Source organism: Kitasatospora sp. NPDC034035 (genome assembly GCF_055575755.1).
Genome location: NZ_JBVISA010000016.1, coordinates 158469 through 181519, shown reverse-complemented (window position 1 = coordinate 181519; position 23051 = coordinate 158469). Strand labels below are relative to the sequence as shown.

Below are 23051 nucleotides of genomic sequence, written 5' to 3'. Positions count from 1 at the left end.
CGGGTCACGCTCCAAGCTTCTCGGCCAGTACGGCGGCGATCCGTGCGAGGGGTTCCGGCTGGGTCAGCTCGCCGTGCGCGCAGGCGAGCCGGTGGGGCTCGATCCGACCGTCCAGGTACGGCCGCCAGGTCTGCTCGTACGGCCAGTCCACGGGCTTGCCGGTGGTCGCCCCGAAGAAGACGGCGTCCCCCCGGTAGCGGTCCGGCACGTGTTCGGCCATCAGCTTGCGGTGCCGGTCGAAGACCTCGGGCAGCACCGCGACGGCTTCGCCGAGCACGGCCTTCAGGCTCTCCAGGCCGCGGCCGTCCGCCGGGTCGTGGCCGAGCGAGCGCAGCAACTCGTCCAGGGTGTCCACGGGTTCGACGACCGGGGCGTCGGCGGTGCGCGCCGCCGGGGCGCCGTCCAGCAGGGCCAGCAGGCCGACCTCGGCGCCCTCGGCCTGCAGCCGCACCGCCATCTCCTGGGCGACCACGGCGCCGAAGGACCAGCCCAGCAGGTGGTACGGGCCGGCCGGCCGCACGGCGCGGATCTGCCGCACGTAGTCCTCGGCGATCTCGGCGACGCTCGCCGGCGCACCCCCGCGCAGGCCGCGGGCCTGGAGGCCGTACACCGGCTGCTCGGGGCCGAGGTGGCGCAGCAGGCCGGAGTAGACCCAGCTGATGCCGGCGGCCGGGTGGACGCAGAACAGCGGGGCCCGGTCGCCGCCGGTGCGCAGCGGCAGCAGGACGTCCAGGGCGTCGGCCGCCGGGCCGTCGTCGAGCCGGCGGGCGAGTCCGGCCACGGTGGGCGCCTCGAACAGCGCCCGCATGCCGGGGTCCACACCGAGGGCGGCGCGGACGCGGGCGAGCAGCTTCATGGCGAGCAGGGAGTGGCCGCCGAGGTCGAAGAAGTCGTCGTCGATGCCGACGCCCTCCAGGCCGAGGGTCTCGGCGAACAGCGCGCAGAGGAGTTCCTCCTGCGGGGTCCGGGCGGCGCGGCCGCCGGTGAGCAGCCCGAAGTCCGGTGCGGGCAGCGCCGTGCGGTCCAGCTTGCCGCTGGTGGTGAGCGGCAGGGCGGCCAGCGGGACGACGGCGGCGGGCAGCATGTAGCCGGGCAGGTGGTCGGCGGCGAAGGCGCGCAGGTCCGCGGGATCCAGCGGGCCCGCGGAGTCCAGCGGGCCCGTGGAGTCCAGCGGGCTGGCGGGGACCACGTAGGCGACCAGGCGCAGCCCGTCCTCGTCGGGCAGGACGGCGGCGGCGCTCACCCCCGGGTGGAGCGTCAGCACGTGCTCGATCTCGCCGAGTTCGATGCGGAAGCCGCGGATCTTGACCTGGTGGTCGGTGCGGCCCAGGTACTCCACGCCACCGTCGCGGGTGCGGCGGGCCAGGTCGCCGGTGCGGTACATCCGGGCGCCCGGCTCTCCGTACGGGTCGGCGACGAAGCGCTCGGCCGTCAGGGCCGGCCGCGCCAGGTAGCCACGGGCCAGACCCGCACCGGCCAGGTACAACTCCCCGGGCACGCCCGGCGGGACGGGGTTGAGGTGCTCGTCCAGGACGTAGCCTCGGGTGCCCGGGATCGGGCCGCCCAGGCCGGGCCGCTCCACGGCGTCGACGGGCTGGGCGAGGGCGAAGACGGTGGCCTCGGTCGGGCCGTAGAGGTTGTGGGCGGCGGTGTCCGGTGCCGCCCGCAGGGCGGTCCAGAGGTGCTGTCCGACGGCTTCACCGCCGAGCACCAGCACCGACGGCGCGGCCTCCTCCAACAGGCCCTCCGCCAGGAGTTGTTCGGCGTAGGAGGGGGTGAGGTCCATCGCGCCGATGCCGGTGGCGCGGACGTGCCGGACCAGGGCCGCCGGGTCGCGGCGCAACTCGTCGTCGATCAGGTGCAGCTCGTGCCCGGCGAACAGCCAGAGCAGGGGCTCCAGTGATCCGTCGAAGGTGAGCGAGGCGGTGAGCGCGACGCGCTGCCGGGCGACGTCGGCCATCACGCCCGTACGGTGGGCGGCGAGCAGCGCGGCGATGCTGCCGTGCGGCACCACGACGCCCTTGGGGCGGCCGGTGGAGCCGGAGGTGTAGATCAGGTAGGCGGCGTGGCCGGCCTCGGCGCGCGGCGCCGGGTCGGCGGTGCGGTCCTCGGAGGGCTCGGCGACGTCCAGGGTGCGCAGTCCGGCCAGCGCCTCGGGCTTGGGCCACCGGCCGTCGGTGAGGACCAGGGCGGGGGCCGCGTCGGCGAGGGTGTCGGCGATGCGGTCGGCCGGGTGGTCGGCGTCCAGCGGCAGGTAGGCGCCGCCGGACTTGAGCACGGCCAGGATCGCCACCACGCTCTCCACCGACCTCGGCAGAGCCAGCGCGACGACGCGCTCCGGGCCGACACCCGCCCCGATCAGGCGGTGGGCGAGCCGGTTGGCCCGGGCGTTCAGCTCGGCGTAGGTCAGCGCGGTGTCGCCGCGGACCAGCGCCACGGCCTCCGGGGTCTCGGCCGCCTGGGCCGCGAAGGCGGCCGGCAGCAGCGGGAGCTCGGCCGGCAGCGCGGCCCCGGCGATCGGGAGCGCGGTGTGCTCCTCGGCCGAGAGCAGCTCGATCCGGCCGACGGGCAGCTCGGGCCGGGCGGCCACCGCCGCCAGCAGCCGCCCGAACCGGACGGCGATCGCCTCGACCGTCTCCCGGTCGAACAGGTCGGTGGCGAAGTCGATCGCGCACTCCAGGCCGGCGGGGGCGCCGTCCGCGTCGAAGGACTCCGCGAGGCCCACGCACAGGTCGAACTTGGCGACCGAACCGCCGGAGGACACCACGGAGGCGTCCAGCCCCGCCCCGGCGAGCGGCGCCGAGTCCCCGGCGCCCTCGAGCAGCAGGATCACCTGGAAGAGCGGGTGGCGGGCCAGCGACCGGGCCGGGTTCAGCTCCTCCACCAGCCGCTCGAAGGGCACGTCCTGGTGGGCGTGGGCGTCGAGTTGGGTCTCACGGACCCGGGCCAGCAGCTCGGTGAAGCTCGGGTTGCCGGACGTGTCGGTGCGCAGCACCAGGGTGTTGACGAAGAAGCCGACCAGCTCGTCCAGGGCCTCGTCGGAGCGCCCGGCCACCACGGAACCGATCGGGACGTCCGTGCCCGCACCGAGGCGGGTCAGCAGGGCGGCGAGCGCGGCCTGGGCGGTCATGAACATCGTCACTCGGTGCTCGCGCGCCAACTCACCTAGAGCGCGGTGGAGTTCGGCGCCGAAGGGCACGACGACGCGTTCGCCCCGGTGGCTGGCGGCCGCCCGGCGCGGCCGGTCGACGGGCAGTGACAGCTCCTCGGGCAGGCCGGCCAGGGCCTCGCGCCAGTAGTCGAGTTGGCGGGCGAGCAGGCTCTCGGGGTCCGTCTCCTCGCCGAGCAGCTCGCGCTGCCAGAGCGCGTAGTCGGCGTACTGGACGGGCAGCGGCGACCATGTCGGCACCGCGCCCGCGGTGCGGGCCGCGTAGGCCGTGGCGAGGTCGCGCAGCAGCGGGCCCATCGACCAGCCGTCGCCCGCGATGTGGTGCAGGACGAGGACGAGCAGGTGCTCGCCGGCCGGGGCCGGGATGACGTGGGCGCGGACGGGGAGGTCGGTGGCCAGGTCGAAGGGGCGCGCCGTGCACAGCTCCGGCAGGGTGCCGGGCGGCAGCAGCTCGACCTCGACGCGGGCCTGCCCGGCGGGCACGATCCGCTGGTACGGGGTGCCGTCCTCCTCGGCGACCAGCGTGCGCAGGCTCTCGTGCCGGGCGGCCACGTCGCCGAGGGCGAGTTCCAGCGCGGCGGTGTCCAACTCCCCTGCCACGCGCAGGACGAGGGGCAGGTTGTAGAGGGCGCTGGGGCCCTCCATCCGGTCGATCAGCCAGAGCCGCTGCTGGGCGAAGGAGAGCGGCACCCGCTCCGGCCGTTCACGGCCCGCGCTCAGCGCCAGGCGCTCCGAACCGGTGCCCAGGCGGACGGCCAGCCCGGCCACGCTCGGCGCCTCGAAGACATCCCGGATGCCCAACTCCGCCCCCAGCGCCGCGCGGACCCGGCTGAGCAGCTTGGTGGCCAGCAGCGAGTGGCCGCCCAGGTCGAAGAAGTCGTCGTCGATGCCGACGCTCTCCAGGCCGAGCACCTCCGCGAACAGCCCGCACAGGATCTCCTCCTGCGGCGTGCGCGCCGCCCGACCGGCCGACAGCGCACCGAAGTCCGGCGCCGGGAGGGCACGGTGGTCCACCTTGCCGCTGCCGGTCAGGGGCAGGGCGTCGAGCAGGACGACGGCGGCCGGCACCATGTAGCCGGGCAGCGACTCGGCGGCGAACCGCCGCAGCTCGACGGCCAGTTCGGGCGCATCCTGGCCCACCTGGTCCACCGTGCAGTAGCCGACCAGCCGGCGGTCACCGGTGTCGCTCTCCCGTACCGTGACCACGGTTTGACGGACGGCGGGGTGGCGCGCCAACACCTGCTCGATCTCGCCGAGTTCGATCCGGAAGCCGCGGATCTTGACCTGGTGGTCGGTGCGGCCCAGGTACTCCACGCCGCCGTCGCGGGTGCGGCGGGCCAGGTCGCCGGTGCGGTACATCCGGGCGCCCGGCTCTCCGAACGGGTCGGCGACGAAGCGCTCGGCCGTCAGGCCCGGCCGCGCCAGGTAGCCGCGGGCCAGACCCGCGCCGGCCAGGTACAACTCCCCCGGCACCCCGGCCGGGACGGGGTTGAGGTACTCGTCCAGGAGGTACGTCCTCACGCCGGCGATCGGGCCGCCCAGGCCGGGCCGCTCCACGGCGTCGAGCGGCTGGGTGAGCGCGTACACGGTGGCCTCGGTCGGGCCGTAGAAGTTGTGGCCCGCGGTGCCCTCGGCGTCCCGCAGCCGCTGCCACAGCGCCTGGCCGATGGCCTCGCCGCCGAGCAGCAGGAGTCGCGGCGCGGGTGCGTCCAGCAGCCCCTCCTCGATCAGCTGCTCGGTGTAGGACGGGGTGATGTGCAGGGCGTCGATGCCCGCCGCGGCGGTGTGGCGGACGAGTGCGGCCGGGTCGCGGCGCAGCTCGTCGCCGATCAGGTGCAGCTCGTGTCCGGCGTACATCCAGAGCACGGGCTCCAGGGAGGCGTCGAAGCAGAGCGAGGCGGTGAGTGCGATCCGCTGCCGGCCGTGGGCCTGCTCGGTGCCCCGGATCAGCGCGGCCCGGTGGGCGGCGAGCAGGGCCGCGACGGCGCCGTGCGGCACGACGACGCCCTTGGGGCGCCCGGTGGAGCCGGAGGTGTAGATGACGTAGGCGGCGTCGCCCGGGTCGATGCCGCACTCGGGGTCGGCGGCGCTCTCGTCGGACGGGTCGGCGGCGCTGCCCTCGGAGGACGCGGCGACGTCCAGGGTGCGCAGCCCGGCCAGGACCTCCGGCAGCGGCCAGCGGTCGTCGGTGAGGGCGAGGGCGGGGCGGGCGTCCGCGAGCATGTGGGCGGTGCGCTCGGCCGGGTACTCGGCGTCCAGCGGCAGGTAGGCGCCGCCGGCCTTGTGGACGGCCAGCATGGCGACCACCGTCTCCGCCGAGCGCGGCAGCGCGAGGGCGACCACCGACTCCCGGCCGGCGCCCGCGGCCAGCAGGCGGCGGGCGAGCCGGTTGGCCCGGGCGTTCAGCTCGGCGAAGGTCAGGGCGGTGTCGCCGCAGACCAGCGCCACGGCCTCCGGGGTGCGGGCCGCCTGGGCCGCGAAGGCGGCCGGCAGCAGCGGGACCTCGGCCGGCAGCGCGGCCCCGGCGGTCGGTAGCGCGGTGTGCTCCTCGGTCGAGAGCAGCTCCATCCGGCCGATGGGCAGCTCGGGCCGGGCGGCCACCGCCGCCAGCAGCCGCCCGAACCGGACGGCGATCGCCTCGACCGTCTCCCGGTCGAACAGGTCGGTGGCGTAGTCGAGGGCGCAGTCGATTCCGGCGGGCTCGCCGTCGGGGCCGAAGGACTCCTCGGCGATCAGGCTGAGGTCGAACTTGGCGGAGCCGGTGGCGGCCGCGAGGGGTTCGACGTGCAGGCCCGCCGTGGCCGGTTCGGCCTGCTCGTTGCTCTGGAGCACCAGCATGATCTGGAACAGCGGGTGGCGGGCCAGCGAGCGGGTCGGCTTGAGTTCCTCGACGAGGCGCTCGAAGGGCATGTCCTGGTGGGCGTAGGCGCCGAGGGCGGTCTCCCGGGCCCGGCCGAGCAGTTCGGTGAAGCTCGGGTTGCCGGAGGTGTCGGTGCGCAGCACCAGGGTGTTGACGAAGAAGCCGACCAGCTCGTCCAGGGCCTCGTCGGAGCGCCCGGCGACCACCGAGCCGATCGGGACGTCCGTGCCCGCACCGAGGCGGGTCAGCAGGGCGGCGAGCGCGGCCTGGACGGTCATGAACAGGGTGACCCGGTGGGCCCGGGACAGCGCGACCAGGTCGCGGTGGCAGTCCGCGCCGAGGGTGAGCGCGACCCGGTCGCCGCGGTGGGAGGCGACGGGCGGGCGGGGGCGGTCCAGCGGCAGCGTCGCCTCGTCCGGGAGGTCCGCCAGGGTCTCGCTCCAGTAGGCGAGTTGGCGGGCGGCCAGGCTGTCGGGGTCGGTCTCCTCGCCGAGCAGCTCGCGCTGCCAGAGCGCGTAGTCGGCGTACTGGACGGGCAGCGGCGCCCAGCCGGGGGCGGTGCCGCCGGCGCGGGCCGTGTACGCGGAGGTGAGGTCGCGGACCAGCGGGCCGAGGGACCAGCCGTCGCTGGCGATGTGGTGCAGTGCCAGGACCAGCACGTGCTCCTCGGCCGAGACACGCAGCAGGGCGGCGCGGACGGGAAGTTCGGTGCGGAGGTCGAAGGCGCGGCGGCACAGTGCGGCCACGGTGGCGGGCACCTCGGCGGCCGGGCAGTCCCGGGCTTCGAGCGGGACCTCGGCCTCTTCGGCCGGGAGGACCCGCTGGTACGGGGTGCCGTCGGATTCCGCGATCAGGGTGCGCAGGCTCTCGTGCCGGGCGACCAGGTCGCCGAGGGCGAGCCGCAGCGCGGCGGTGTCCAACTCCCCTGCCAGGCGCAGCGCCAGGGGCGCGTTGTAGAGGGCGCTGGGGCCCTCCATCCGGTCGATCAGCCAGAGCCGCTGCTGGGCGAAGGAGAGCGGCACCCGCTCCGGCCGTTCACGGCCCGCGCTCAGTGCCAGGCGCTCCGAGCCGGCGTCCAGGCGGACGGCCAGCCCGGCCACGCTCGGCGCCTCGAAGACGTCCCGGATGCCCAACTCCGCCCCCAGCGCCGCGCGGACCCGGCTGAGCAACTTGGTGGCCAGCAGCGAGTGGCCGCCCAGGTCGAAGAAGTCGTCGTCGATGCCGACGGCCTCCAGGCCGAGCACCTCCGCGAACACACCGCAGAGGATCTCCTCCTGCGGCGTGCGCGCCGCCCGACCGGCCGAGAGCGCGCCGAAGTCCGGCGCCGGGAGGGCGCGGCGGTCGAGCTTGCCGTTGGCGTTCAGGGGCAGCGCGTCCAGCGGCACGATCGCGGCCGGCAGCATGTAGCCGGGCAGGGTCCGGGCGGCGGTGGTCCGCAGGTCGGCCGGGTCGAGCGGGCCGTCGGTGACCACGTAGGCGACCAGGCGCAGCCCGTCCTCGTCGGGCAGGACGGCGGCCTGGAGCACCTGCGGGTGCGCGGTCAGGGCGCGTTCGATCTCGCCGAGTTCGATCCGGAAGCCGCGGATCTTCACCTGGTGGTCGGTGCGGCCCAGGTATTCGAGTTCTCCGTCGCGGGTGCGGCGGACCAGGTCCCCGGTGCGGTACATCCGGGCGCCGGGCTCGAAGGGGCAGGCGACGAAGCGCTCCGCCGTCAGGCCCGGCCGCGCCAGGTAGCCGCGGGCCAGACCCGCGCCGGCCAGGTACAGCTCTCCCGGCACCCCGGCCGGGACGGGGTTGAGGTACTCGTCCAGGACGTGGCCGCGGGTGCCCGCGACGGTGCGGCCGAGCACGGGCCGCTCGGTGGCGTCCAGCGGGTGGGTCAGGGCGTCGACCGTGCACTCCGTCGGGCCGTACAGGTTGTGCGCGGCGGTGTTCGGCGCCTCGCGCAGTCGCGTCCAGAGCGCTTGGCCGACGGCCTCGCCGCCCAGCAGCACCAGGGCGGGCGCGGGCTCCGCCAGCAGCCCCTCCTCGATCAGCTGCTCGGCGTAGCTGGGTGTCACCTCCAGCACGCCGATCCCCTGCTCGCGCACGTGGCGGACCAGGGCCCGGGCGTCGCGGCGCACGTCGCCGCCGATCAGGTGCAGTTCGTGGCCGGCGACCAGCCACAGCAGGCCGTCCCAGGAGGCGTCGAAGCAGAGCGAGGCGGTGAGCGCGACCCGCTGCCGGGCGACGCCCGCCATCACGCCCGTACGGTGGGCCGCGAGCAGGGCGGCGATGCTGCCGTGCGGCACCACGACGCCCTTGGGGCGGCCGGTGGAGCCGGAGGTGTGGATCACGTACGCGGCGTCGGCCGCCGAGGCCCGCGGGGCCGGGTTCTCCTCGGCGTCCGGCGCGTCCTCGGCCCCGGTCGTGGCCCCGGCCGCGGCCTCGGCGAGGACGAGCACCCGGTGTCCGTCGAGCACCTCGGGCAGCGGCCAGCGCTCGTCGGTCAGCACCAGCGCCGGGCGGGCGTCCGCCAGCGTGTCGGCGGTGCGCTCGGCCGGGTACTCGGGGTCCAGCGGCAGGTAGGCGCCGCCGGCCTTGAGGACGGCGAGGATGGCGACCACCGTCTCCGCCGAGCGCGGCAGCGCGAGGGCGACGACGCACTCGGGGCCGATGCCCGCCGCGATCAGCCGGTGTGCGAGGCCGTTCGCCCGGGCGTTCAACTGTGCGTAGGTCAGGGTGAGTTCACCGCAGACCAGGGCCACCGCCGCCGGGGTGTCCGCGGTCTGCGCCTCGAAGGCGGTCGGCACCAGGGGCACCCGCTCGGGCAGTGGCGGGTGGCCCGCCGCGGCATCGGCCTGCTCACCCGCCGGCAGGACGTCCAGCTCGGCGACCGACCGCGCCGGATCCGCCGCGACCTGACGGAGAATCAACTCCAGTGCTGCTGCCAGCTGTTCGGCGGTCTCGCGGTCGAAGAGCTCGATGGCGTACTCCAGGACGCCGGCCAGCCCCGCGGCGGCGCCGTCGGCGCCCTGCCGCTCGACCAGCCGGAGGGTGAGGTCGAAGGTGGCGGTGCCGAAGTCGACCGGTTCCTCCGCCACCGTCACCCCGGGGAGGGCGGGCCCGTCCGCGGCGGCGCCCGCGAAGGCGAGCATCACCTGGAAGAGCGGGTGGCAGGCGGTCGACCGGGTCGGGTTCAGCTCCTCCACCAGGCGCTCGAAGGGCACGTCCTGGTGGGCGTGGGCGGCCAGGTCGGTCTCCCGGACCCGGGCCAGCAGCTCGCCGAAGCTCGGGCGGCCGGACAGGTCGGTGCGCAGCACCAGGGTGTTGGCGAAGAAGCCGACCAGCTCCTGCGTGGCCTCGTCGAGGCGGCCGGCCAACGGGGTGCCGATGGTGAGGTCGGGGCCCGCGCCGAAGCGGTGTAGCAGGGTGGCGTACGCGGCCCGCAGGACCATGAAGAGGGTCACGCCGTGCTCGGCGGCGAGCGCGCCGAGCCGGGTGTGCAGGGCGGTGTCGAACTCCAGCGGGACGACCGCGCCGCGGTGGCTCGCGACGGGCGGGCGGGGGCGGTCCAGCGGCAGCGGCAGCTCCTCGGGCGCACCGGCCAGCGCCTGGCGCCAGTGGGCGAGTTGACGGGCGAGCAGGCTGTCGGGGTCGTCCTCCGCGCCGAGCAGCTCGTGCTGCCAGAGCGCGTAGTCGGCGTACTGGACGGGCAGCGGCTCCCACTGCGGGGCCGCGCCGTCGAGGCGGGCCGCGTAGGCGTCGGCGAGGTCGCGGTAGAGCGGGCCCAGCGAGGCACCGTCGCCGGCGATGTGGTGGACGACGAGGACGAGCACGTGCTCCTCGGCGCCGTCGGGCCGCAGGTAGGCGTGGATCGGGAGGTCCGCGGCGAGGTCGAAGGTGTGGCGGGCGAGTTCGTCCGTCGGGCGGTCGGTGACGGTGAGCAGGCCACCGGTGGGGGCGTCGAGGACGCGCTGGTACGGGGTGCCGTCCTGCTCGCCGAAGACGGTGCGCAGCGCCTCGTGCCGGTGGACGACGTCGCCGAGGGCGGCTTCGAGGGCGGTGGCGTCGAGCGGGCCGCGCAGGCGCAGGGCGAGGGTGACGTTGTAGGTGGCCGAGGGGCCCTCGGCCTGGGCGAGGAACCAGAGCCGGCGCTGGGCGAAGGAGAGCGGCACCCGGTCGGGCCGGGCGGCGGGCCGCAGGGCCGGGCGGGCCGGGGCGGGGGCCTCGGGGGTGCGGCCGGCGAGCCGCTCGACGAGCCCGGCGACGGTCGGGGCCTGGAAGAGGTCGCCGATGGAGAGTTCGATGCCGAGGTCGGTGCGGGCCCGTCCGGTGAGGCGGGTGGCGAGCAGGGAGTGGCCGCCGAGCGCGAAGAAGTCGTCGTCGATGGTGATGTCGTCGATGCCGAGCAGTTCGCCGAAGAGTTCGCACAGGGCCCGTTCGCGCTCGTCGCGGGGGGCTCGGCCGCTGCCGTCGGTGGCGAGGTCGGGGGCGGGCAGGGCCCGGCGGTCGACCTTGCCGTTGCTGTTGAGCGGCAGGGCGTCGAGGAGGACGACGGCGGCGGGGACCATGTAGCCGGGCAGCGTGGTGCCGGCGAAGGTGCGCAGCTCGTCGGGGGTGAGCGCGGGGTCGGCGGTGCAGTAGGCGACCAGCCGGAGGTCGCCGGGGCGGTCCTCGCGGGCGATCACGATGACCTGACGGACGGCGGGGTGGCGGGAGAGCGCCGCCTCGATCTCGCCGAGCTCGATCCGGAAGCCGCGCAGCTTGATCTGGCCGTCGATCCGGCCGAGGAACTCCACGGCGCCGTCGGCGCGCAGCCGCACGAGGTCGCCGGTGCGGTACATCCGCTCGCCGTCCGCGTACGGGCAGGCGACGAAGCGTTCGGCGGTCAGGCCGGGCCGGTTGAGGTAGCCGCGGGCCAGGCCGGCGCCGGCGATGTACAGCTCGCCGGGCACGCCGGGCGGGACGGGGCGCAGCCGGTCGTCGAGGACGTAGCTGCGCATGTTGTCGAGCGGGCCGCCGATCGGCACCCGGGGGCCGTCGAGGTCGGCGGCGGTGAGCGGGTGGTGGGTGGCGAAGGTGGTGGTCTCGGTGGGGCCGTAGACGTGGGCGAGCAGCAGGTCGGGGCAGGCGTCCAGGACGCGCCGCAGCAGCACGCCGGAGGCGGCCTCGCCGCCGGTGCAGACGACGCGCAGGGCGGCGAAGGTCTCCGGGGCCTGTTCGGCGACGAGGTCGAACAGGGCCTTGGTGAGGAAGACCGCGGTGACGTCGTGGCGGGTGGCGACGGCGTGCAGGGCGGCGGCGTCGAGGGCGCCGGGCGGGGCGACCACGACGGTGCCGCCGGCCAGCAGGGGCGTCCAGATCTCGTAGGTCGCGGCGTCGAAGGCGTGCGGGGAGTGCAGCAGGACCCGCTGGTGGCGGCCGTCCTGCCAGCGCCGGTCGGCGGCGAGGTCGAGGACGTCGCGGTGGCGTACGGCGACGCCCTTGGGGCGGCCGGTGGAGCCGGAGGTGTACATCGCGTAGGCGAGCTGGTCGGGGTGGACGGGCACGCCGGGGCGGTGGGCGGGGGCGTCGGCCTCGTCGCCGGGGCGGACGACCAGGGCCCGGTGCGGGAAGCCGGGGTCGGCGCGGTCGGTGAGCAGCACGGGGGCGCCGGTGTCGGCGAGCACGTCGGTCATCCGCTCGGGCGGCAGGCCGGGGTGCATGGGCACGTAGCAGCCGCCGGCCTTGAGGACCGCCAGGGTGGCGACGATGACGTCGACGGAGCGTTCCATCAGCATCGCGACGGGGGTCTCGGTGCCGACGCCGAGGGTGGTGAGGTGGTGGGCGAGGCGGTTGGCGCGGGCGTCGAGTTCGGCGTAGTCGAGGGTGCCGCCGTCGTGGGCGAGGGCGACGGCGTGCGGGGTGCGGTCGGCCTGGCGTTCGAAGGACTCGGCGAGGGTGCCGGTCCACCGGGGGGCCTCGGTGGCGTTCCAGTCGACGAGGAGGCGGGTCCGCTCGTCGGGGGCGAGGACGTCGAGGGTGGCGAGGGGGGCGTGCGGGTCGGCGGCGGCGCCGGCCAGGAGTCGGCCGAGCCGGTCGGCCAGGGCGGTGACGGTGCCGTGGTCGTAGAGGTCGGCGGCGTACTCGATCGAGCCGGTGAGCCCGGCGGGGGCGCCGTCGGGGCCGTGGTGTTCGGCGATGCCGATGTTGAGGTCGAACTTGGCGACCCGCAGGCCGATCGGCTCGGTGGCGGACTCCAGCCCGGGCAGGGCGAGTTCGGCGTCCTGCCCGTGGTTCTGCAGGACGAGCAGGGTCTGGAACAGCGGGTGGCGGCCGAGCGCGCGGGGCGGGTTGAGCTCCTCGACGAGGCGTTCGAAGGGGATGTCCTGGTGGGCGAAGGCGTCGAGCTGGGCCTCCCGGACGCGGCCGAGCAGTTCGGTGAAGCTCGGGTCGCCGGACGTGTCGGCGCGCAGCACGAGGGAGTTGACGAAGAAGCCGACCAGCTCGTCGAGGGCCTCGTCGGAGCGCCCGGCCAGGCCGGTGCCGAGCGGGATGTCGGTGCCGGCGCCGAGCCGGGTGAACAGGGCGGCGAGGCCGGCCTGCAGGACGGTGAACAGGGTGGTGCGGTGGGTGCGGGCGAGGTCGAGCAGGGCGGTGTGCAGGTCGGCGCCCCAGGCGAGGTCCACGGAGTCGGCGGCGCCGGTGGGGGCGGGCGGTCGGGGTCGGTCGGTCGGCAGCTCCAGTTCCTCCGGCAGGCCGGCCAGGGCGGTGCGCCAGTGGGCGAGTTGACGGGCGAGCAGGCTCTCGGGGTCGGTCTCGTCGCCGAGCAGGTCGCGCTGCCAGAGCGCGTAGTCGGCGTACTGGATGGGCAGGGGCTCCCAGTCGGGGGCGTGGCCGGTGAGCCGGGCCCGGTAGGCGGTGGCGAGGTCGCGCAGCAGCGGGCCGAGGGACCAGCCGTCGCCGGCGATGTGGTGCAGGACCAGGAGCAGCACGTGCTCGGTCGGCGAGAGGGTGAACACCGTGACTCGGATGGGCAGTTCGCGGCTCAGGTCGAAGGTTTCGGCGGCCGCCGCGTCCCGGTGGGCGGGGTAGTCGGCCGGTGCGCAGTCCACCACCAGGAAGCGCGGCTGCGCCTCCTCGACCGGCAGGATCCGCTGCACCGGGACTCCCCCGGCCACCGGGAACACCGTGCGCAGGGCCTCGTGCCGGGCGACCACGTCCGCCGTCGCGGCGTGCAGCGCGGCGGTGTCGAGCTCGCCGCGCAGGCGCAGGGCGAACGGCAGGTTGTACAGCGCGGTGGGCCCCTCGATCTGGTCGATCAGCCAGAGACGCTGTTGGGCGTACGAAACCGGGATCACGGTGCTTCCTCTACTCACGTCTCGGCACGGGGTGTTCGGGGCCCTGGGGGGACGGGCGGCCAGGAACGGGGCGGTCAGACGGCGGCCAGGGTCGGCCGGACGCTGGGCCGGCAGTCCAGGACGTCGACGGGCTGCCCCATCGCGACGGCGATCCTGCGGTCGCCGCGGTACGGGTCCCGGCCGTGCGCGCAGAGCACGTTGTCGACCAGCATCACGTCGCCGGCCTGCCAGCGCTCGCGCACGGTCGCGGCGTGGTACGCCTCGTTGAGGGCGTCGACATCGGCGCGCCCGAGCGGTTCGGCCTCGCCGAACCCGGTGTTGAACGGCAGGCCGTCCGCGCCGAACTCGTCGATCATGGCCTCACGGATGTCCGGGTCGAGCGACCACTCGTTCCAGAACGCGAGGTGGTTGAACCAGACCTCTTCGCCGGTCGCCGGATGGTGGATGGTGCCGGGGCGCAGCTGGCCGGTGCGCAGGTTGCCGTCGGGCCGCCACTCGCAGGTGATGCCGTTCTCCCGGCAGTAGGCCTCGACCTCGGCCCGGTCCTCGGTGGCGAAGGCGGTGCGCCAGCCGAGGGAGACGTAGTCCGAGTAGTTGCGGGTGAGCGTCCAGCCGGTGGTCCGCATCCGCTCGACCAGTCGGGCCGGCAGGTGGTCCAGCACCCGGCGGCAGTCGGCGGTCGGGGTGGCGCCGCCCTCCTCGGGGGCGATGAGGCAGGCGAAGAGCAGCCGGCCCGGGAAGGTGAGGGTGTAGCTGTTCTCGTTGTGCATCCGGATCGGCTGGGCCGGCGGGAGGTCGGTGGAGGAGAAGACGCCGTTGCCGTAGTCGCTGCGCGGGGTGGCCTTCTCGCGGTAGGGGGTGCGCTCGGGGATGAGGATGTCGCGCACGGCCGCGACGTCCTCGGTGCTCGCGACCGGCAGGCCGCGCAGGAAGATCGTGCCGTGGCGGTGCAGGGCGGCGGTGAGCTCGGTCTCGTTCTCTCGCAGCCACGCGCAGGCCTCGCCGAGGTCGGCGGTGCGCGGGGCGTGGGCGAGGGCCGGGCGGCCGGGGTTCAGTTCCCAGGTCGGCATGGTGGCGCTCACCGGCGGGCGAGGGAGGCGACCAGGCCGGCGGGCCTGATGTCGGTCCAGTTCGCCTCGATGTAGTCGAGGCAGCCCTGGCGGGTGTCCTCGCCGTGGACGGTGGTCCAGCCGCCGGGCACGTCGATCCAGACCGGCCACAGCGAGTGCTGGTTCTCGTCGTTGACCAGCACCAGGTAGCCGGCGTTGTCGTCCTCGAACGGGTTGCTCATGGTGTCCTCCTTGGGTTGATTCGAAGGTAGGGGCGGGCCGGGGGCGGGAAGGGCAGGAGTCCCGGCAGGAACGCGGCAGTTGGGCACCGCCGGTGGTCAGCGCGGGATGAGGCGGACCGGGAAGTGGTCCAGGCCGAAGTTGATGATCGAGCGGTTGTGGGTGACCGGGCCGGTCGGTTCGATCACGGCGACGCGCTCCAGCATCGCCGTGAACAGGGCGCCGAGTTCGGCCTTGGCCAGCGGTGCGCCGATGCAGTAGTGGGCGCCGAGGCCGAGGGCGAGGTGCTTGTTGGGGGCGCGGTCCAGCAGGATCTCCTCGGGCCGGTCGAAGGCCTCCGGGTCGCGGTTGGCGGACCACACCCAGACGGCGACCCGGTCGCCGCGCCGGATGGTGCGGCCGTCGAGTTCGGTGTCCCGGCTCGCGGTGCGCAGGGTGTGCAGCCCGACGGAGGTCCAGCGCAGGAGTTCGTCCAGCGCCGAGTCCATGCCGACCTCGCCCTGCTGCAACTTCCGCCACAGTTCGGGGTGTTGGACGAGGGTGTGGAGGCCCATGGCGGCGGTGTGGCGGACGGTCTGGACGCCGCCGACCACGATGTTGTCCAGGTTGAGGACGACGTCCTCGACCGGCAGCAGCTTGCCGCCGACCCGGTAGGTCGCCATCTTGCTGATCAGGTCGTCGCGCGGGTCGGTGCGGCGCAGCATCACCTGGTGCAGCAGGTACGGGATGAGCTGCTGGTGGCCGGCCCGGCGCTCCTCGGGGGTGTTGCCGAGGAAGGCGACGTCGCAGACCCGCTCGACCATCTCGCGGTCCTTCTCCGGGACGTCCAGGAGGTCGCACATGACGGACAGCGGGAGGGCGGAGACGGCGTCGACGAGGTCCACCTCGCCCCGTTCGACGGCCTGGTCGACGATCGAGGCGGCGAGTTCGCCGATGCCGCGGGCGGCGCCGCGCACCGGACCGGGGGCGAAGAACGGGTTGGCCGGGGCGCGGAGTTCGCGGTGCCGGGGCGGGTCGGTGAGGGCCATCATCCGGCCGGATCCGACCGGGACGTTGCCCTCGCCGGCGCCGAGCAGCGAGCCCTGCTCGGAGCTGTAGAGGGCGGCGTCGCGCAGCACCTCCGCGGAGTGGCGGTAGGAGAGCACCGACCAGACCGGCCCGTCGTCGACGGTGTCGGTGCGGTGGACGGCGGCCTCCCGGCGCAGCTCGGCGACCAGGCCGGGGGTGTCGGGGCGGGCCCACAGGTCCGGGTCGGTGAGGTCGACGGCGGTGGTGGTCAGCATGAGTACTCCGTCGTGGGCTGGGGGGCGGCGCCGGGCCGCGTGATGAGGGAGGTCAGCAGGTCGACCGGGCCGGGCCCGTCGACGGTGGCGAGCAGGTGGCCGCCGGGGACGACGTGGTGGCCGGATCGGCCGCGGGTGTGGGCGGCCCAGCCTTCGAGGCCGCCGGCGGCGAGGAGCGGGTCCTCGACGCCGACGACGGTGTGCAGGTCGGAGCCGATCGGCGGGTGCGGGCGGGGCCGGTAGGTGGCGACCACGGCCAGGTCGGTACGGATGCCGCGCAGCGCGTGTTCCTTCAGATCGGCTTCGCCCTCGACGAGTTCGCCCATGCCGGCGAGGCGGAGCAGGTCGTCGGCGTCGTACCGCGGGCGGTCCTGTCCGGCCCAGGCGGCCGGCGGCGAGGCGGAGGCGGCGACGACCAGTTCGGGTCGCCGCTCGGCGGGCAGTGCCCGGGCGACCTCGTAGCCGAGCAGGGCGCCGAAGCTCTGCCCGTAGAAGCCGAACCGCCCGGTCAGGTGCGGGGTGAGGGCCTCCACGACGGCGTCGACCAGCAGGTCGAAGCTCGCGGGCATCGGGTGGCCGAGGCGGCCGCCGCGCGCGGGCGGGCGCAGGGCCCAGACCTCGACGTCCGGGGCGAGGGCGCGGGCCAGGGGGGTGTAGGCGGTGGCGTCGCCGCCGGCGTGCGGGAAGCAGAACAGCCGGAACGGGCGGTGCGGTTGGGGTACGGGGACCAGCAGCCAGTCCCCCTCGGCGCGGGGTCGCACCCGCGTGGCGGTGGTCATGCGCCGCTCACCCGGGCGCGGGCGGTCAGGGCGGGCCGGGGGGCGGCGGTGCCGGCGTCGACGGCCCGCTCGACGGTGGCGGTGAAGGCGGCCAGGTCGGCCGAGTCGAGCAGGTGGCGCAGCTGGAGCTCGATGCCGAGCCGGCGGCGCAGCAGGTGGACGACGCGCAGCGCGGCGAGCGAGTGGCCGCCGAGCGAGAAGAAGTCGTCGGTGGGCGCGAGGCCGGCCACGCCGAGCACGGTGCTCCAGACCTCGGCGACCTGCGCCGCCAGGCCGGTGGCTTCCTCCGGCGCAGCCTCCGCGACGGCAGTGGGGACGGGGACGGCGGCGGGGACGGGCAGCGCCGCCAGGTCGACCTTGCCGTTCGGGGTGAGCGGCATGGCGTCCAGCACGGTGATCACCGAGGGCACCAGGTGGGCGGGCAGGGTGGCCCGCAGCCGCTCGGTCAGCTCGGCGGCGGTCGGCCCGGCGGTGGTCGACCCGGCGGCGGCCGGCCCGCCGGTGACGTAGCCGGCGAGCCGGCGGTCGCCGGGAGCGGGCTCGCACACCGTGACGGCGGCGGCCTGGACGCCGTCCAGCCGGGCCAGGGCGTGCTCGATCTCGCCGAGCTCGATCCGGTAGCCGCGCAGCTTGACCTGGCGGTCTACCCGGCCGACGTACTCCAGCCGCCCGCCCTCGCCGCGTCGGGCCTGGTCGCCGGTGCGGTACATCCGGGTGCCGGGCTCGCCGAAGGGGTCGGCGACGAAGCGCTCGGCGGTCAGTGCGGGCCGGCCGACGTAGCCGTGGGCGAGCCCGGGCCCGGCCACGTACAGCTCGCCGACGACGCCGGCGGCGACCGGGGAGAGCTTCTCGTCCAGCAGGTGGAGGCGCACGCCGGGCAGCGGCTCGCCCAGGTGCGGCCCGGGGCCGGTGATCGGCGCGGTGACGGCGTCGACGGTGCACTCGGTGGGCCCGTACATGTTGAGGGCGTCGATGCCGGTGTCGGCCAGTTCCCGCCAGGTGCGCTCGGGGACGGGCTCGCCGCCCATGAACAGCCGCGGTACCCGGGCCCCGGTGAGCGGCTCGCGCAGCAGCTCCCAGTGCGAGGGGGTCAGGTCGAGGTCGGTGACGGCGTGCTCGGCGAGCAGGCCGGCCAGCCGGGCCGGGTCGGCGCGGTGCTCGTCGCCGATGACCAGGACGGTGTCGCCGCGGCAGATCCGGGCCCACTGCTGGACGGAGGCGTCGAAGGAGACGCTGGCGTTCCAGCCGACCACCCCGGGCTCGGCGCGGTAGGCGCCGTCGGCCTCCAGGGCCGCCACCAGCGCGGCAACGGCGCCGCGCGGCACCTCGACGCCCTTGGGGCGGCCGGTGGAGCCGGAGGTGTAGATGACGTAGGCCGGGTCGAGCGGGTGGGCCTGCTCCGGCAGGTCGGGCAGCTCCGGCAGGTGGGTCCCGTCGGCGGTGGCGTCCGGGCGCAGCACCGGCACGTCCTGGGCCGCCGGGAGGCCGTCGGCGCTGATCAGGGCCGCGAGCCCGGCGTCGGAGGCCATGAAGGCCAGCCGCTCGGCGGGGTAGGCCGGGTCGAGCGGAACGTAGGCGGCGCCGGCCCGCCAGACGGCGAGCAGGGCGACCGGCAGGTCGGCGGTGCGGGCGAGGTGGACGCCGACCCGGTCGCCGCGGCCGACGCCGCGGGCGCGCAGGGCGCGGGCCAGGGCGGCGGTGCGGCGGTCGAGTTCGGCGTAGTCCAGGCGGGCCGTTCCGGTCTGCCCGGCGGGGGCGAGGACGGCGGTGCGCTCGGGGTGGGCGGCGACGGTGGCGCGCAGGCGCTCCAGCAGGTCGGTCATGACGGCTCCTCAGGACTTTCGGACGGCGGTGGCCATGGCGTGCAGGGCGGCCGTGTAGGTGTCGATGAACTGCTCGGCGGTGCGGTCGGTGACCAGGGAGCGCTGGTGGTCCACGGCGAGCAGCACCCGCTGCGTGACCGGGTCCTGGATCACCGAGGCACCGAAGGCGAAGCTGTTGGGTTCGTGGCGCAGGGTCGGCTCGGTGCCGATCCGGCCGTCCACGATGCGGGCCGAGCTGAGCCGGCCCAGGGCGTGGAAGCGCAGGTAGCCGAACTGGCTGTCCAGCGCGGTGTCGGTCATCAGCCGGGCGAGGCGGGCGAAGGGCACCCGGCGGTGCGGCATCATGTCGAGCTCCTCCCGGTGGACCTCGCGGGCCAGGGCGAGCAGGTCGTCGGTGGGCTCGCAGCTCAGCGGGACGGTGTTGAGGAACAGCCCGTACACCTCGGTGCCGCCGAGCCGTTCCAGCCGGCCGTTGACGGCCAGGCCGGTGGTGACGCGCGGTCGCCCGGTGACGGCGGCGAGGGCGTGCAGGTGGGCGGCGAGCGCGACCGACTTGACGGGCACGGCCAGTGCGTCGGCAACCAGCCGCAGCTGTTCGGGCGCCTCGGGCAGCACCCGCTCGACGGTGCGCGGCGCCTCGTGCACGTCCTCGCTGCCGGGGAACAGCTGGCCGCTGGCGCCGGACAGCCGCTCGCGCCAGTAGGCGAGCGACCGCTCGTCCTGGGCGGCCTGCCGTTCGACGGCCACGAAGTCGCGGAAGGCGGTGCGCGGCGGCGGGGTGGGGGCGCCGAGCGGGTCGGCGGCGAGGGCGGTGTGGCGTTCCAGGATCTCGGTGAGCAGGGAGGTGAAGCTCCAGCCGTCGAGGATCGCGTGGTGTTCGGAGACGGTGAGCTGGAAGGCGTCCTCGGCGAGGCGCTGCACGGTGATCCGGAAAAGCGGCGGGGCGGTGAGGTCGAAGGGCGTCCACCGGTGGGTGTCGAACACCTCGCGGATCGCGGTGTCCTGGTCCTGTTCCCCGCGCAGGTCGGCGAACTCGACGGGTGCGGGCAGCCGGCCGTGCACGAGCTGCAGCGGTTCGCCGTAGCCGGACAGGTCGAGGCCGGTGCGCAGCACGGCGTGGCGGTCCATCGCCTCGGCGACGGAGCGGCGGAAGGCCGGTTCGTCGAGGTCGCCGCAGATCCGGTAGGAGTTGACGTTGTGGTAGCTGTCGGTGCCGCCGGCGATCTCCATGTGGAAGACCATGGAGAGCTGCATGGACACCATCGGGTAGGCGTCGACGAGGCCGGGCGGCAGGGCGGCGCGGTCCTCCGGGGTGATCAGGGCGAAGGGCTCGTGGGCCGGCGGGCCCTCCGTGACGGGCTGCGCGAGCGGCAGCAGGGCGGCGACGGTGGGGGCGTTGAAGACGTCCCGCAGGCTCACGCCCCAGCCGCGCTCGTGCAGCGCGCCGGCGAGCTGGACGGCCCGGATGGAGTCGCCGCCGAGGTGGAAGAAGTCGTCGTGGACGCCGATGCCGTCCACCCCGAGGACCTCCGTCCAGACGGCGGCGAAGGCCTCCTCCTCCGGGCTGCGCGGCTCGACGTGGCGGCCGCCGGTGGCCGTGCTGCGCTGGCCGGGGGCGGGCAGCGCGGCGCGGTCCACCTTGCCGTTGACGGTGAGCGGCAGCGACTCCAGCCCGGTGAAGCTCGCCGGGACCATGTACGGGGGCAGCGAGCGGCCGAGGAAGGCGCGGACGTCGGCGGGCTCGCGCCCGGTGACGTACGCGGCGAGGCGGTCCTCGTGCACGGTGACGATGCAGGCGTCGACGTCCGGGTGGGCGGCGAGCGCGTTCTCGATCTCGCCGAGTTCGATCCGGAAGCCGCGCAGTTTGACCTGGAGGTCGGCGCGTCCGATGTACTCGAGCCCGCCGCCGGGCAGTCGCCGGGCGACGTCGCCGGTGCGGTAGAGCCGGGCCCCGGGCGGGCCGTACGGGTCGGCGACGAAGCGGCCGGCGGTGAGGCCGGGGCGGCCCCAGTAGCCGTGGGCGAGGCTGCCGCCGCCGATGTACAGCTCGCCGGCCGCGCCGGGCGGGCAGGGTCGCAGCCAGTCGTCCAGGACCTGCACGCTCAGGTGCGGCATCGGCGCGCCGATCAGGCTGCGTTCGAATCCGGCGCTGTCGGCCAGGTCGTGGGTGGTGACGTGGACGGTCGTCTCGGTGATGCCGTACAGGTTGCAGAGGCGGGCCGGGGGCGGCGGCTCGAGTCCGAACCAGCGCTGGACGACGGCCGGGTCCAGCGCCTCCCCGCCGAGCATGATCCACTTCAGCGCGGGCAGGGCACGCGGGCGGCGGCGCAGCACGGGCTCCAGCTGGCGCAGCGCCGAGGGGGTGAGGCAGAGGATGGAGACCCGCTCCTCCTCCAGCAGCTGGGCGAACTCCTCCGGCGAGCGGCTGGTCACGTACGGGACGACGACCAGGCGGGCGCCGTGCAGCAGGGCGCCCCACATCTCCCAGACCGTCCAGTCGAAGGCGTAGCTGTGGAAGAGCGTCCAGGTCTCCTCCGGGCCGAAGCCGAAGTGCTCCGCGCCGTCCGCCATGAGCCGGCTGACGTGCTCGTGGGCGACCGCGACGCCCTTGGGGCGGCCGGTGGAGCCGGAGGTGAAGATGATGTAGGCGACGTCGCCGGGGCGGCCGGCGGCCGGCGGGCGGGTGTCCGGCCGGGCGGCCAGGTCGGCGGAAGCGGTCAGGTCGTAGGCCTGCCAGGGGCCTTCGGGCACCCGGTCCGGGCGGTCGGTGACCACCAGGGTGACGTCGGTGTCGCCGAAGACGAGCGCGGCGCGGTCGGCGGGGGCGGCCAGGTCGACGGGCACGTACGCGGCGCCGGTCTTGAGTACGCCGAGGACGGTGACCAGGACGTCGGCCGTGCGGTCCAGCAGCAGGCCGATCCGGTCGCCGGGGCCGGCCCCGCGGGCGCGCAGGGCGTGCGCGAGGCGGTTGGCCCGGCGGTCGAGCTCGGCGTAGCTCAGGGTGCGGTCGGGGTCGCTGACGGCGGGCCGGTCGGGGTGGGCGTCGACGGCCCGCTCGAACAGGTGGTGCAGGCAGTGGCCGGGGGTGTCGGTGGCCCGGACGGCCTCGGCGGTGCGGGTGGTCAGCCGCAGCACGGTGGCGTCGGGGTCGTCGAGGGCCGCGGTGAGCAGGGCGTCGAACTCGGCGGCCAGCCGGCGGACGGTCTCCGGGTCGAACAGCTCGCTGCGGTACTCGGCCTCGCCGCGCAGTTCGCCGCCGGTGCCGCCGCCGGTGCCGCCTCCGGTGCCGCTGTCGGTGCCGCTGTCGAAGACGGACCAGGTGAGGTCGAACTTGCTGGTGCCGTTGGAGCGCACCCGGCTCTCGGCGGTGGCCGGGCCGAGCGCGAGCGGGGTGCGGTCCTCGGTGTGGGCGCCGAACACCACCTGGACCAGCGGCGGGTGCTGCGCGGTGCGGGCGGCACCGAGGTGGTCGACCAGCTGGTCGAAGGGCACGTCGAGGTAGCCGTAGGCGTCGAAGGCGACGTCCTGGACGTGCTCCAGCAGGTCCCGGAAGCTCAGCGCGGGCGCGAGCCGCAGCCGCAGCGGCAGCAGGTTGACGAAGTAGCCGAGCAGGTGCTCCAGTTCGGGGCGGTCGCGGGTGGTGACCGGGGTGCCGATCACCAGGTCGTCGGCGCCGGTCCAGCGGTTCAGCAGTAGCGCGAAAGCGGCCAGTTGGACGGTGAACGGGGTGACGCCCTCACTCTCGGCCAGGGCGCGGACCCGGGCCGCCGTCCCGGGCGCGAGGCCGAACTCCTCGGTCCGTCCGGCGGCGCCGCGCTCGGCGGGCCGGGGCCGGTCGGTGGGCAGCTCCAGCAGGCCGGGCGCGCCGTTCAACTGCTCTTTCCAGTAGGTCAGGTGCTCCTCGTAGGAGGTGCCGAGCTCCTCCTGCGCGTAGTCGGCGTACTGCGCGGTCAGCTCCGGCAGGACGGCCTCGCGGCCCTCCAGCGCCGCGCCGTACAGCTCGGCGAGCTCGCGACCGAAGACCTCGGCGGACCAGCCGTCCCAGACGATGTGGTGGACGGTGAACAGCACCGTGGTGCGCTCGTCCGCGAGCCGGAAGGCCTCGGCCCGCAGCAGCGGGCCCGCGGCCAGGTCGAAGGGCTCGGCGCAGCGGGCGGCGAGCAGTTCCTCGAGGCGCCCGGCCTGTCCGGGGCTCTCGGCCTGCCCGGGTTCGGCCTGCCCGGGGCCGGCCTGCGGGCGCAGGTCGGTCACCGCGAGCGGCACCCGCAGGTCGTGGTGCACCTGCTGGCGGGGGCCGTCGGGGTGCAGCGCGAAGGTGGTGCGCAGCGTCTCGTGCCGGGCCACCACGGCGTCCAGCGCGCGCTGGAGCAGCGCGAGGTCGAGCGGGCCGGTGACGTCGACGGTCCAGGGGGTGCAGTAGGTGACGGCCTGCGGGTCGAGGCGGTCGAGGAACCAGAGGCCGCGCTGCAGCCCCGAGACGGGCGCGGTGCGCGCCGGGCGGTCGGACGGGCTCACGGCCTCGTTCC

7 protein-coding genes are annotated in these 23051 nt (G+C 75.4%); all 7 read right to left on the bottom strand.

The genetic code is table 11. From position 1 onward, the window contains the following. Positions 1 to 4: 4 nt before the first annotated feature. Entirely contained in the window at positions 5 to 13351 is a 13347-nt protein-coding gene (locus tag ACZ52J_RS23420; protein ID WP_465621391.1) for a non-ribosomal peptide synthetase, read from the bottom strand. Between the two features lie 74 nt (positions 13352 to 13425). Then, on the bottom strand, positions 13426 to 14421 hold the full coding sequence (locus tag ACZ52J_RS23415) for a TauD/TfdA family dioxygenase (protein WP_465621389.1): 996 nt from the start codon (positions 14419 to 14421) through the stop codon (positions 13426 to 13428). Positions 14422 to 14429: 8 nt separating this feature from the next. Further along, positions 14430 to 14642, bottom strand: a complete 213-nt coding sequence (locus ACZ52J_RS23410) for an MbtH family protein (RefSeq protein ID WP_465621388.1) — start codon at positions 14640 to 14642, stop codon at positions 14430 to 14432. A gap of 96 nt (positions 14643 to 14738) precedes the next feature. After that, positions 14739 to 15923, bottom strand: a complete 1185-nt coding sequence (locus ACZ52J_RS23405; RefSeq protein WP_465621387.1) for a cytochrome P450 — start codon at positions 15921 to 15923, stop codon at positions 14739 to 14741. Next, positions 15917 to 16702 carry a thioesterase II family protein gene (locus ACZ52J_RS23400; protein WP_465621385.1) on the bottom strand — a complete coding sequence of 262 codons (786 nt, stop codon included), beginning with the start codon at positions 16700 to 16702 and terminating at the stop codon, positions 15917 to 15919. The genes ACZ52J_RS23405 and ACZ52J_RS23400 overlap by 7 nt, the downstream gene beginning before the upstream one ends. After that, positions 16699 to 18525 (bottom strand): non-ribosomal peptide synthetase, encoded by a 1827-nt coding sequence (locus tag ACZ52J_RS23395; protein WP_465621383.1) that lies wholly within the window; start codon positions 18523 to 18525, stop codon positions 16699 to 16701. The genes ACZ52J_RS23400 and ACZ52J_RS23395 overlap by 4 nt, the downstream gene beginning before the upstream one ends. A 9-nt stretch (positions 18526 to 18534) precedes the next feature. Then, on the bottom strand, positions 18535 to 23040 hold the full coding sequence (locus ACZ52J_RS23390) for an amino acid adenylation domain-containing protein (RefSeq protein ID WP_465621381.1): 4506 nt from the start codon (positions 23038 to 23040) through the stop codon (positions 18535 to 18537). Positions 23041 to 23051: the final 11 nt, after the last annotated feature.

What these genes read in the sequence shown, in the direction of transcription:
- ACZ52J_RS23395 (WP_465621383.1), bottom strand. Translation starts at nt 18,525, where the DNA reads ATGACCGACCTGCTGGAGCGCCTGCGCGCCACCGTCGCCGCCCACCCC.
- ACZ52J_RS23410 (WP_465621388.1), bottom strand. Translation starts at nt 14,642, where the DNA reads ATGAGCAACCCGTTCGAGGACGACAACGCCGGCTACCTGGTGCTGGTC.
- ACZ52J_RS23400 (WP_465621385.1), bottom strand. Translation starts at nt 16,702, where the DNA reads ATGACCACCGCCACGCGGGTGCGACCCCGCGCCGAGGGGGACTGGCTG.
- ACZ52J_RS23415 (WP_465621389.1), bottom strand. Translation starts at nt 14,421, where the DNA reads ATGCCGACCTGGGAACTGAACCCCGGCCGCCCGGCCCTCGCCCACGCC.
- ACZ52J_RS23405 (WP_465621387.1), bottom strand. Translation starts at nt 15,923, where the DNA reads ATGCTGACCACCACCGCCGTCGACCTCACCGACCCGGACCTGTGGGCC.